General features: G+C 43.6%; 15 protein-coding genes. All 15 read left to right on the plus strand.

What is annotated here, in order from left to right:
- Positions 1-195: 195 nt before the first annotated feature.
- The 15 genes from ftsZ to A3KS_RS0118535 all read left to right on the plus strand — a co-directional run bounded on the left by ftsZ (position 196) and on the right by A3KS_RS0118535 (position 12,456).
- Positions 196-1,248 (plus strand): cell division protein FtsZ, encoded by a 1,053-nt coding sequence (gene ftsZ / locus A3KS_RS22010; RefSeq protein ID WP_035356806.1) that lies wholly within the window; start codon positions 196-198, stop codon positions 1,246-1,248.
- Between the two features lie 5 nt (positions 1,249-1,253).
- A complete protein-coding gene (gene nrdR, locus A3KS_RS0118470) occupies positions 1,254-1,736 on the plus strand; it encodes a transcriptional regulator NrdR (RefSeq protein ID WP_026396150.1) in 483 nt (160 codons plus the stop codon).
- On the plus strand, positions 1,723-2,271 hold the full coding sequence (locus A3KS_RS0118475) for an NUDIX hydrolase (RefSeq protein ID WP_026396151.1): 549 nt from the start codon (positions 1,723-1,725) through the stop codon (positions 2,269-2,271). Before nrdR ends, A3KS_RS0118475 begins: the two co-directional genes overlap by 14 nt.
- Before the next feature lie 220 nt (positions 2,272-2,491).
- Positions 2,492-3,133: a site-2 protease family protein gene (locus A3KS_RS0118480; RefSeq protein ID WP_026396152.1), complete on the plus strand. Its 642-nt coding sequence runs from the start codon at positions 2,492-2,494 to the stop codon at positions 3,131-3,133.
- Positions 3,134-3,135: 2 nt separating this feature from the next.
- Positions 3,136-3,873: a segregation and condensation protein A gene (locus A3KS_RS0118485; protein WP_035356807.1), complete on the plus strand. Its 738-nt coding sequence runs from the start codon at positions 3,136-3,138 to the stop codon at positions 3,871-3,873.
- On the plus strand, positions 3,863-4,513 hold the full coding sequence (scpB, locus tag A3KS_RS0118490) for an SMC-Scp complex subunit ScpB (protein WP_026396154.1): 651 nt from the start codon (positions 3,863-3,865) through the stop codon (positions 4,511-4,513). The genes A3KS_RS0118485 and scpB overlap by 11 nt, the downstream gene beginning before the upstream one ends.
- 14 nt (positions 4,514-4,527) lie before the next feature.
- Positions 4,528-5,214, plus strand: a complete 687-nt coding sequence (locus tag A3KS_RS0118495) for a pseudouridine synthase (protein ID WP_035356821.1) — start codon at positions 4,528-4,530, stop codon at positions 5,212-5,214.
- On the plus strand, positions 5,214-5,612 hold the full coding sequence (locus A3KS_RS0118500) for a hypothetical protein (RefSeq protein ID WP_026396156.1): 399 nt from the start codon (positions 5,214-5,216) through the stop codon (positions 5,610-5,612). Before A3KS_RS0118495 ends, A3KS_RS0118500 begins: the two co-directional genes overlap by 1 nt.
- Positions 5,602-6,183, plus strand: a complete 582-nt coding sequence (mnmM, locus tag A3KS_RS0118505) for a tRNA 5-(aminomethyl)-2-thiouridylate-methyltransferase MnmM (protein WP_207637768.1) — start codon at positions 5,602-5,604, stop codon at positions 6,181-6,183. The genes A3KS_RS0118500 and mnmM overlap by 11 nt, the downstream gene beginning before the upstream one ends.
- Positions 6,184-6,186: 3 nt before the next feature.
- Entirely contained in the window at positions 6,187-7,110 is a 924-nt protein-coding gene (locus A3KS_RS0118510) for a MurR/RpiR family transcriptional regulator (protein ID WP_026396158.1), read from the plus strand.
- A 3-nt stretch (positions 7,111-7,113) separates the two neighbouring features.
- Complete coding sequence (locus A3KS_RS0118515; RefSeq protein WP_026396159.1) at positions 7,114-8,349, plus strand: BaiN/RdsA family NAD(P)/FAD-dependent oxidoreductase; 1,236 nt, start codon at positions 7,114-7,116, stop codon at positions 8,347-8,349.
- Positions 8,350-8,382: 33 nt separating this feature from the next.
- On the plus strand, positions 8,383-9,036 hold the full coding sequence (cmk, locus tag A3KS_RS0118520) for a (d)CMP kinase (protein ID WP_026396160.1): 654 nt from the start codon (positions 8,383-8,385) through the stop codon (positions 9,034-9,036).
- Positions 9,033-9,614 (plus strand): lysophospholipid acyltransferase family protein, encoded by a 582-nt coding sequence (locus A3KS_RS0118525; RefSeq protein ID WP_026396161.1) that lies wholly within the window; start codon positions 9,033-9,035, stop codon positions 9,612-9,614. Before cmk ends, A3KS_RS0118525 begins: the two co-directional genes overlap by 4 nt.
- A gap of 67 nt (positions 9,615-9,681) precedes the next feature.
- Complete coding sequence (locus A3KS_RS0118530) at positions 9,682-11,883, plus strand: bifunctional 4-hydroxy-3-methylbut-2-enyl diphosphate reductase/30S ribosomal protein S1 (protein ID WP_242834799.1); 2,202 nt, start codon at positions 9,682-9,684, stop codon at positions 11,881-11,883.
- A gap of 165 nt (positions 11,884-12,048) precedes the next feature.
- On the plus strand, positions 12,049-12,456 hold the full coding sequence (locus tag A3KS_RS0118535) for an RrF2 family transcriptional regulator (RefSeq protein ID WP_026396163.1): 408 nt from the start codon (positions 12,049-12,051) through the stop codon (positions 12,454-12,456).
- Positions 12,457-12,476 lie beyond the last annotated feature (20 nt).

The raw sequence follows: 12,476 nt of genomic DNA on the forward strand, positions 1-12,476 counted from the left end.
TTATTATTCAATAGTTGAAAAATTTGTAAATAAAGGTTAATATAAAGGGGTGAACATTTCTTTAGCTATAAATTGTGGGAAGAAGTGTTATTAAAGATGAAAAAGCAACTGAGACATTTCATGTGTTTCAGGAAAAAAGATACAAGAGATATCAATTTAGTACGAGAAAGCTGTTTAGTAAGAGGAGGAATAAAAGTGTTTGAATTAGATGGGAATTACGATAATTTTGCAAAAATTCGTGTTATAGGTGTCGGTGGTGGCGGAAATAATGCCATTAATCGGATGATTGAAGCCGGAATGAAGGGCGTCGATTTTATTGCGATTAATACCGATAAACAAGCCCTGGCCTTAGCTTTATCTGAAAAAAAGCTTCAAATCGGCGAAAAAATCACCCAGGGACTTGGTTCTGGGGGAAATCCTGAAATTGGTCAGAAAGCCGCAGAAGAAAGCAAGGATGCCATTGCAGATATGATTAAAGACACCGATCTGTTGTTTTTAACAGCCGGTATGGGCGGCGGAACCGGATCCGGTGCGGCACCGATTATTGCAAAAATCGCCAAAGACATGGGCATTTTAACCATTGGTGTGGTCACCAAACCGTTCTCTTTTGAAGGTCGGGTACGGATGCGTAATGCCCAGATTGCCAGCGAATTTTTACAGGAAAATGTCGACTCACTGGTAACGATCCCGAATGACCGACTATTGAGAATGGCCGATAAATCAACCTCTCTGAAAGATGCCTTTAAATTAGCTGATGATGTATTGCTCCAGGGCGTCAAAAGTATCTCGGATCTGATCGCGATGCCAGGACTGATCAGTCTTGACTTTGCCGATGTTAAAACAATTATGAAAGATACTGGCCTGGCTCATATGGGTGTTGGTCGCGCGACTGGCGATAACCGTGCGGAGGAAGCTGCTAAACAAGCGATTCTCAGTCCGTTGTTGGAAACCCAGATCGATGGGGCAACCGGGGTATTGCTTAATATTACCGCTGGCGAAGATCTTTCTTTATTTGAAGTCGATAAGGCTGCCAGCATTGCCAGAGAAGCTTCTGACCCAGATGCCAACGTTATTTTTGGGGCAACCATTGATGAATCATTAGGCGATGAAATCAAAATCACGGTTATTGCGACAGGCTTTTTATCTGGTGGCGAAAAAGAAAAGAAAGCCGTCATTAAAAAAGTTGTAAAGAGTGCCAATGATTCGGTTGGCGAATTTTCAATTCCAGATTTCCTGACCCAAGAATAATACTTATGAAATGTCCGTATTGTGCGTTCGATGACAGCAAGGTGGTCGATTCACGGCCATCCGAAGAAGGAACAATGATCCGCAGACGCAGGGAGTGCAATCGCTGTAATAAACGTTTTACGACCTACGAACGGGTCGAAAACATCCCGCTGATTGTTGTTAAAAAAGGCGGTCAACGAACAGCCTTCGATAAAAATAAAATATTCAATGGCATGATTAAGGCCTGTGAAAAACGGCCGGTTCCCATTGATACCATTAAAACAGTGGTCGATGATCTGGAACGGAGCCTCTATCAGAGTGAAATGAAAGAAGTGCCATCATCGCTGATTGGCGAACAGGTCATGGTTGCCTTAAAGAGCATGGATCAGGTCGCCTATGTCCGTTTTGCTTCCGTCTATCGGCAGTTTAAGGACGTGGCCTCGTTTATGGATGAGCTGGAACGATTAATTTCAGAAAAACAGGCTGAGGGTGCGCATGAAACAGTTTGAAAAAACCGTAAGCAGTGAAGTCATTTATGATGGCCGAATTGTCAAGCTACGAATCGATGAAGTTGAGCTACCGGACGGCAGTTTTTCAAAACGGGAAATTGTTGACCATCAGGGTGCAGTAGCCATTTTGGCAGTTAAAGATGGGCAGATGATCTTTGTGAAACAATACCGGATTGCCAGTCAGCAGCTGCTGACCGAAATACCGGCCGGTCTGCTGGAAAGTGGCGAGACGCCGGAAGCCGCTGCGATCCGGGAATGCCGGGAAGAAATCGGCTATCGTCCGGTCAATCTTTTTAAACTGGGAGACTTTATTCCGACCCCAGGTTATTGTTCAGAAAAAATCACCCTGTTTTGCGCTACCGAATTTGTTTGGGACCCCCTGGAAGAAGATCCGGATGAATTCATCAAAGTCGTTAAAATTCCTGTACGGACAGCTCGAACCCTGTTTATCAACGGACAGTTCATTGATGGTAAAACCGTGGCAGCATTGGGGTATTATTTTTCCATTGCCGCAAGAAGACTGATAGCAGAATAATAATAATGTTCAATGAGGATAGATGGTTTATTTCGATGCAGAGCATTAGAATAAATCATCTATTTTGTATTATTTATCATCGCGCCAGTCAGATAAGTAGCACTTAAGGACAGAAGGACCATAAATAATAGAATCGATTGTTTCAGACCAGCGATTTCGGTTGGAATCTCGGGTCTGAATAAATCAGATTGACAACGTCAAATTACGAGGTGAACAGATAATGTTTAATTTTACACCAGACTATTTTTATAATTTAATACTGAGCTTACCGGGAATATTGATTGCCATCAGTTTTCACGAAATGGCTCATGGTTATGCCGCTGATTCAATGGGGGATCCAACCCCTAAAAATGCCGGACGATTAACATTAAATCCGCTGAAACATATTGATCCGCTGGGCTTTATCTCAATGCTGTTATTCCGCTTTGGCTGGGCTAAACCGGTGCCGGTGAATCCGGGAAATTTCAAAGATCGGAAAAAGGGGATGATTGTGGTATCCTTGTCAGGGGTGCTCACCAATCTGTTGCTGGCGTTTTTTGGAATGGCCGCCTATCTGGCAGTGGTGCCCCTGAACAATGAAGTGTTGATGCTGGTGTTGCAGTATATTTATATATATAATATCATGTTTGCGGTCTTTAATATTATACCCATTCCGCCGCTGGACGGATCCCAGATTCTGGTTTTATTTTTGCCGCCTAAAGCACTGATGACCTACTATAAATATCAGCGCTACGGTATGATTGCAATTTTTGTACTGGCCTTTACTGGATTGTTGGGAATGATTATCAACCCCGTTATTAATGGGATATCGAGCCTTTTTTTTGCCATATTACTGCCAATTTTTAATCTGATCTGGTCCTGATTATGGCATATGCAGTTAGTCTGGAAACATTTGAGGGGCCTCTGGATTTATTAATCAATCTGATCCAGAAAAATAAGATCGATATTTGTGATATTCCCATTGCAACGATCACCAACCAATATTTATTGCAGATCAGGACCTGGCAGGACATGGATATGGATGTGGCCAGTGAGTTTATTGTCATGGCTGCCAGACTGCTGGAAATAAAGGCAAAAGCGCTACTGCCCAAAGACGAAGATGAACGGGAAGATCCCGAAGATTTACAGGCCCGACTGGTTCGGCAATTGGTGGAGTATAAGATCTTTAAAGACATCAGCCATTATTTTCAAACGCGGGAGCAGAACGAACTTTGTGCCATTTATCGGGATCCTGAGTACATCCCCCAAAATACAGAAGTGGTTCCACTGGTCATAGATCCCTACTCCCTTGAACAATGCTTTAAACAGCTGTTGTTTCAGAAAGAAGAGGAGTTGGAGGCGATTGCACCGCCCCAGAAGATAATCCGGGAATTATTCAGCATTGAAGAAAAAATCGCCGAAATAACCGATATTCTAGTTCAGGCGGGCGAAGCAGGAGTGAGCTTTTCAGAGCTGCTCCATCCGGACATTTCCCGGGAAGAGGTGGTGGTAACTCTGCTGTCGCTGCTTGAAATGGTCAAAACCAGCGGTTTGCGACTGCTTCAAAACCGGGTATTTATTGATTTTCAGATTCACAGGGAGGTGGAGAACAATGAACAGTGATGAACTGGCAGGGGTCATCGAAGGGATTCTTTTTGGAGCCGGCGATGGGGTTTCAATGACGGAACTGTGCCGATGTCTGGATAAACCGGTATCGGAAGTACAGTTTGCCATGGAAATACTTAAACAGGATTATCAATCAAAAGCAAGGGGCATTCGTCTGGTCCAGATCAAGGATACCTATCAGCTTTCCACAAAGCCCGACTACTATCGATATATTAAAGAAATTACCAGACATCAGGAAAAAACCGGCTTATCCCGGGCGGCCCTCGAAACCCTGGCAATTATTGCCTATCGCCAGCCGGTTACCCGGCTGGCCGTCGATGAACTGCGAGGCGTCAGCTCCAGCAGTGCGATCCAGCGTCTGCTGGATCGGGGATTGATCTGCGACGGGGGCCGGCTAGAAGCTCCGGGGCGGCCAATTCTCTATAAAACGACCAATGCTTTTCTAAAAACCATGGGTTTTACCAGTCTTAAAGAGATTCCGGAATTTGAGGTATTTTCCCAGGGTAAACAGGAAAGTTTTGATCTGGAGCTGCTCAATAGTGAATCTGCGAAAAATGATGGTTCCAGTGAAGATTTACTGGCAGTCATGTTGGAAAAAACCATGGGTGATGCCCGGATTTTGGAGGCGGCCCAGTGAGAATTCAGAAATTCATGGCCCAATGCGGGGTCGCATCCCGTAGAAAATCCGAGGAAATGATTCAAAAAGGACTGGTTCAGATCAATGGTGTCACCATCCGCGAACCGGGTTTTCCGGTTGATCCGGAAAAAGATGAAATTTTCGTCGCCGGAAAAAAACTAACGACTGCGGCAAAAGTTTATATCATGGTTAATAAGCCCAAAGGGGTCTTATCAACGTCAGAAGATACCCATGGGCGTCAACGGGTGTTGGATCTGGTACCGGTAAACGAACGGCTTTACACCGTCGGGCGATTGGATATGGATACCGAAGGGTTGCTACTACTGACAAATGACGGTGACCTGACCTTCTATCTGACGCACCCCAGCCATGAGTTTGGCAAGACTTATGTGGGTCTGGTCAAAGGCTGTCCGGATAAAAGAAGTCTGGAGGCCTTCCGCAAGGGCATGAATATCGAGGATTACCGGACAGCTCCGGCAACCGTTAAAATTTTAAAAGTGAATTCGGATACCAGTCTGCTGGAAATGCGGATTCACGAGGGAAAAAAAAGACAGATCCGTAAAATGTGTGCCGCTATGGGCCACCCGATTATTGATTTAAAACGGGTGGCTGTCGGTGATCTGACCTTGGGGAACTTGAAACCCGGGGAATGGCGGTATTTAAATAATGACGAAATTACTTATTTAAAAGGAGAAAACTAATGGTAAAAATAGGATTTCCACGAGCGTTTAGTCAAATACAGGCACTGTTTCCAGAAAAAGAAAAAGAGCGGGATTTATATATTGTGGCCGAGGATACGGCCAAGTCCGAAATCCTGGGAGCAGTTCGTTTTTTTTATGGGGCCGAACAGGTTGATATTTATGAAATGATCATGACCTTTCAGGGTGATCAGGCGATGGCTGTTTTTGACGGAATCATCCGAACCTTGCTTTATAAAATGGCTGAAGAAGGGTGTACCACCCTGTCGGTCAAGGGAGCTACTGGTGAATTTGCGACATATTTTAAAGACCATGGTTTTACCGAAGTAGAGGAAGGGCTGATCCATCGGGCTTTTGTGGGAGAATTCTTCAAGCCCTGTGCAGGCTGCAGTGAAAAATAGTCCACTGCGGGTTACCGATCTGGCCTGGAATTTTTTGCGACCGGTTATTGACCCCGGTGATATTGTGGTGGATGCCACTGCCGGAACGGGTCAGGATACCCTCTTTCTCTGCCAATGTGTGGGGGAAACCGGCCGGGTTTTTGCCTTTGACATTCAGGCGACCGCTTTGCAACAAACAAAAGAAAATCTGGAAAAAAGCGGGTTTGCCGATCAGGTCACCCTGATTCATCAAAGTCACGAATCGATGGTACCGGTTTTAAAGGCGGCCGCTGTTGAGGAACGAGCGGTTAAAGCAATTATGTTCAATCTGGGCTATTTTCCGGGCGGTGATCAAACCATCATCACCCAGCTTGAAACAACCATGATTGCACTGGAAGGGGCATTATCCTTATTGGCAACCGGCGGATTAATAACGTTGTGCCTCTATCCCGGGCATCCCGGGGGAGGTGCCGAAGCACAGGCTGTGATTAGATGGTGTGAGGCCCTGGAATCGCCTTTTGTAGCCCATCATTTTCGGACTTTGAATCGAAAAGCTCCGCCCACATTTGTCATGATCCAGAGAACGAGGTAGATTATGAAAGACGTTTCAAGTGTAAAAGAATGTCGAGATATTTTTTCGGCAATTAAGAAGCGTTATCCAAAACTGAGCAAATCCCATAAACTGATTGCCGATTATATGCTGAGTCACTATGAGCGTGTTGCCGAAATGTCAGCGGTAACGGTGGCCAAAAGTGTTGGTGTTAGCGAAGCAACCGTGGTTCGTTTTTCGGTTACGCTGGGTTATGAAGGCTACCCGGAATTCCGGCGGGCAATAAAAAATGAAATTAACAGTAAACTGACAACCATTGAACGCATCGACATGACCCTGCGAAATGAACAAAAAGAAAAGGCCTTGCAGGAAACGGTGCATAATGTTTTGAAGTCAGATCTATCAAATATTAACGCCACCTTTGAAGAATTTGACTATGAGATTTTCAAGTCCTGTATTGACTTAATCTTAGATGCCCGTAAGGTCGTTATCATCGGCTTTCGAACCACGACCCTGCTAACTGAGCATCTCGGTTATTATCTTAATCTGATTCTAGATAATGTCAGAGTCGTCAATTATGGGGTGTCTGATATTTATGAGCATTTAATCCGGGTTAATGAAGAAGATGTCGTTATCGCCATCAGTTTTCCCCGCTATGCCCAAAAAACCTATGAGGCGGTTGAATTTTTGAAAAACAAAGGGGTAAAAATTATTACGATCTCGGATAATGAAAATGCCCCCATCAATATTTTTACCCAACATCGGCTGATTGCCAAAAGCAATGTTTACTCGTTTGTGGATTCACTGGTGGCACCGCTTTCGTTAATCAACGCCCTGGTAATTTCGGTGGGACTGAGAAATATCGGAAAAACAAAAGAGACCTTCAATGAACTTGAGGAAATATGGCGGGAACATTATATCTATACCGGCGATGAATTGGAAAATAGTTCGCGAAAGGACAAAGAATAATCAATGAGTAGAATAGCAATAATTGGAGGCGGCCCCGGCGGCATGATGGCGGCGGTGGCGGCGGTCGAAAAGGGACATCAGGTTGATTTGTTCGACAGTAACGAAAAGCTGGGAAAAAAACTGTACATTACCGGAAAGGGTCGCTGTAACCTGACCAATGCCGTGGACATTGGCGATTATTTTGACAGCATTGTCCACAATCGCAGCTTTATGTACAGCGCCTTATATTCATACACAAATGCGGATTTTATGGCCTTTATGGAAAATAATGGAGTACCTTTAAAAATAGAACGAGGGGATCGGGTTTTCCCAGTTTCGGATAAATCCAGCGATGTGATCAGTGCTTTCAAAACGGTGTTGAAACATAATCGCTGCCAGGTGCATTTAAACACAAAAATAACCGATCTGTTAATTAACGATAATTCCGTTAACGGAATTGTCCTGGAAAATGGAGAAACGAGAAATTTCGATGCAGTCATTCTGGCATGTGGCGGAAAGAGTTATCCGTCTACCGGTTCGGACGGTAATTTTTTTAAGATCTTAGCAAAATGGGGTCATCAGATCACCCCTCTGGCGCCAGGTCTGGTACCTCTTAATACCAAAGAAGACTGGCCCCGAGATCTTCAGGGACTGGCTCTGAAAAATGTGGTCTTAACCCTGTATAAAAAAACACCAAAGGGACAAAAAAAGGTTAAGTCAATGTTGGGGGAGATGCTGTTCACCCATTTTGGGGTGTCCGGACCACTGGTTCTATCACTGAGCTCCGATATGATCGGGAATACCAAAGATTTTAGTCTGGAACTGGATTTAAAACCAGCTTTAAGTCTGGAACAGATGGATGCCCGGATTCAACGGGACTTCCTTAAATATCAGAACAAGGATTTTGGAAATGCCCTGGGGGATTTATTGCCATCGAAAATGATTCCGGTGATGGTAACCTTGTCTGGGATTGACCCGGCCGCTAAGGTTAATCAGATCACCAGAGAGCAGCGACAAAAACTGGTAGAGTGTTTTAAACAGTTAAAGATTGGTATTGCCGGATTGCGGGATTTTACCGAAGCCATTATCACGGTTGGCGGTGTGAACGTAAAAGAAGTTGACCCGGGAACGATGGAATCAAAACTGATTAAGAATCTCTATATCGCTGGGGAGATGCTGGATGTGGATGCCCTAACTGGCGGATATAATATCCAAATTGCCGTTTCCACCGGCTGGCTGGCCGGGAACGCAGCTGAATAATTGTTAGTAAAGAGTTGGATGAGGGAGAGTAAGATGCAAATTGCCATTGATGGTCCTGCCGGTGCAGGAAAAAGTACCTTAGCAAAAAAAATAGCCGCAGCCTATAAGATGACCTATTTGGATACCGGTGCCATGTATCGCTGTATTGCCCATTGCGTTTTAAATCAGATCGGTGATCGATTTGACAACGAGGCCGATATTGTGAAAATTGCCGGAGCCACTGTGATCCGGTTTGAGGGCGAGCAGGTGTTCTGCAACGATAAAGACGTGACTCGGGAAATACGAACCCCCCTGGTTTCCCGGCATACTTCCGATGTGGCCAGAATCAAAGCAGTCCGTGATCTGATGGTCAGTCAACAGCGTGAATATGCCAAAGACCATGCCGTAGTCATGGACGGCAGAGACATCGGTTCAGTGGTCTTGCCTGATGCTGAGCTGAAGTTTTTTCTGGATGCGGATGTTCAGGAACGGGCGCAGCGAAGAAAAAAAGAAATGGATGAAAAAGGGAATACTAAAGCCCTGGAAGAAATAAAAACCGATATCGAAAATCGCGATAGCAATGACCGAAACCGTTCAGAAGGACCATTGGTTCAAGTCCCGGACGCCATTGTTATTGATACAACCGGAAAAAGCATTGAAGAAGTTTATGAAGAGATGAAAATCCATATTGATGAGGCCCGGCGATGATTTATAAAATCGGCCGATTCTTAACCTATCTGCTCAGTTTGATTCTCTTTCGGATCACCATTACCGGTAAGGAAAATATTCCGGAGCACGGTGGTGCGCTAATCTGTCCCAATCACATCAGTAATATCGATCCTGTGGTGATTTCATTTACTACCTCCCGGGAGATTCATTATATGGCCAAGGCCGAGCTGTTTAAAAATCCACTGTTAAGCTGGTTTTTCAAAAAGGTCAACGCCTTTCCGGTAAACCGGGAAAAGGTGGGGGTGGAAACCATTAAGACATCCTTGAAAATTCTCAAAGAAGACAAACTCCTGGGGATATTTCCGGAAGGTCATCGGGTCAACCCGGAAGACCGGACGCAGCCGGCCAGTGGTTTTGTCGTCTTTGGGATCAAGACAAAATCGCCAATCATTCCGGTGCGGATCAAAGGGCGATACCGTTTCAGAAGCAAAATCGAAATTATTATTGGCAAGCCTGTTTATCTGGAAGAATATTATGGAAAAAAACTGTCTGATGAAGAAACCCGGCAGCTCAGTGAAAAAATTATGGATACGGTCTATGGATTGGAATTGACTTGAGGTTAACATGGAGATAATTATAGCGGAGAAGGCTGGCTATTGTTTTGGTATTGAAAATGCCATGAAAATGGTTCGGGATACCATTGAATCCGGTCAGGAAAAAATATATACATTAGGTCCGATCAGCCACAACACCCAGGAAACCAGGCGCCTGGCCGATCAGGGGGTGGTAATAATTGAAGACGATGATGTCAAAAATTTAGAAACCGGCTGTATTATTTTGCGTTCCCACGGGGTCGGAAAAAAAATTATCGAAGCAATAAATCAAAAAGGACTACCGATCATCAATGCCACCTGTCCCTTTGTTCGGGCGGTTCAGAAAAAAGTGGAAAGTTATGATGCCGCCGGATATCAGATTGTCATTGTGGGAAATAAGGAGCATCCGGAGGTGATTGGAGCAAATGGCTGGTGCCAGGATAAAGCTTTAATAATTAATGATATAAATCAGTTGGAAAATATTGAAAGTTATGATAGAATATGTATCGTGGCTCAGACCACCATCATCGAATCCAGATTCAATGAAATTTGTGATGCGATCAGGTCAAGAGTCAATGAAGTAGTTATATTTAATACTATTTGCAGTGCCACCGCTGAAAGACAAGCAGCGGCAGCGAAAACTGCAAAAGAAGTAGAATATATGATCGTAATTGGTGGATACCACAGTTCGAACACACAAAAACTGGCGGATATTTGTAAATCCCATTGCGCAAAAACTTGTCACATAGAAACCATCCGGGACTTAGATCTCGCTGAAGTAATGAAATATCAAAAAATTGGTATTACCGCAGGGGCGTCAACACCGGATTGGATCGTTAAGGAGGTATTGGAAGGTATGGAAGAGCAAAACAAAATTGCTGAGGAAAACGTGGTCGTAGAAGTGGCGACTGAAGAACAGCCAACTGTTGTAGTTGAGGAAGTGGTGGAAACCATTGAAAAAGACGAGTATGATGATGCTAATTTCGATTTCGCTGCAGAAATTGAAGAATCATTAAAAACAATTCGTCGGGGTGCTGAAATCGAAGGCGAAGTTATTCACATTGCTGAAGATGAAGTGATCTTAAACATTGGCTACAAAGCAGATGGTATCATCAAAAAGAATGATTTCACATGGAGAAGCGATGAGGTATTATCTGAACTTGTACAATTAGGAGACAAAGTTTGGTGTATCGTAACTGATTTAAATGAAGGTTCTGGAAATGTAAAACTTTCAAAAATCAAATATGATAACCGTCTCGTACAAAAACAGTTAAGTGACGCCTTTGATAATAAAACGATCTTAGAAGGAACAATCAAAGATATTTCTGGAAATGGTTTAATTGTAGATATCGGATTTACGGATATTTATATGCCAGCTTCACAGTATCATGTTCGTTACGTTAAAGACTTGAACACCCTGATCGGCGAAAAAGTTAAGGGTATCATCATTGATTACAACCCAAAACGACGTCGGGCGATTCTTTCCCAGAAAATTATTCTGGAAAAAGATATGAAAGAACGTCGGGAACAAGTAAAAGAAATGAAAGACAAACGTTTTGATGAATTAAACGTGGATGATGTTGTCAAAGGTGTGGTTAAAACCATTACTAATTTCGGAATCTTTGTCGATCTTGACGGTATTGATGGTTTTGTTCATCGTTCAGACCTGACCTGGGAAAAAATTAATGAACCTAAAGATATCGTTGAAAAAGGCCAGGAAATTGAAGCCAAGGTTATCGCTAAAAATGATGAAGACAAAAAAATCAAATTAAGCGTAAAAGCATTAATGGATCGTCCTTGGGATGATTTCATCGCTAAATATAATGTAGATGATGAAGTAGAAGTTACCATCACTAACATTTTAGATTTTGGTGCCTTTGCTGAAGTGATTCCAGGCGTTGAAGGTTTAATTCACGTTTCTGAAATCAGCTACAACCGGGTTGAGTCCGTTGCTTCAGTTTTAAACACTGGTGATGTGTTAACTGTTAAAATCATCGGCATTAATCCAGAAAAAGAAAAAATCAGCTTAAGTAAAAAAGCAACCGAAGAAGCTCCAGCGCGTCCTGCTCCAACACCAAGAAGCAGCAATAGCAGCAGCAATGCCGGCTCTGGCGATCGTGACAGAACCAGCAACTACGGTGGCGGTGACAGAAATCGCAGACCACAACAAAGCCATAACAGCAACAATAACCGTAATAAAACAGTTTACGAAGAAACCGCCAATGTAACCCTTGGGGATTCTTTCGGTAACTTATTCGATGGCCTTTTCGGAGACAGCGAAGACGACAAATAAGAATTGCCTTTTAAAAGATCCCAGCTCTGGTGTTTTCCGGAGCCGGGATCTTTTTTAATTTAGGAAACTTTTTTTCGTTTACCTCTTGAAAAATATTTATTTCGTGCTATAATGACATTAAATCCCGGTGGAATACTCGGAAATAATCCAGGGAGGTTTAAGCACTTGAGACTTTCAACAAAAGGACGATATGGTGTGCTTGCCATGGTGGAACTGGCGCTTCAATATGGAGATGGTCCGGTTTCAATTAAAGAAATTGCCGAAAAACAAAATTTTTCGGATTCATACATGGAACAGCTTTTTTCAACCTTAAAAAACGCCGGACTGGTAAAAAGTATAAGAGGCGCCCGGGGTGGCTACATTTTAGCCCGGGATCCCAGTGATATTACCGTTGGTGAAATTATTAGAGCACTCGAAGGCCCCATCGAATGGGCTGAATGCGTTGATGGTGGTGGCAAGTTAACCTGTGTCAAATCGCCGGAGTGTGTGACCAGAGGGCTATGGAAAGACATTAGTGACAGCATCAGCAATATCATTGATAATCGATCATTACAGGACTTATTAGGCAAATAAACCAGAAAGAGGTATAATTT

It is taken from the genome of Acetobacterium malicum subsp. dehalogenans DSM 11527 (assembly GCF_000472665.1).
In the GTDB taxonomy this organism is placed as follows: domain Bacteria; phylum Bacillota; class Clostridia; order Eubacteriales; family Eubacteriaceae; genus Acetobacterium; species Acetobacterium malicum.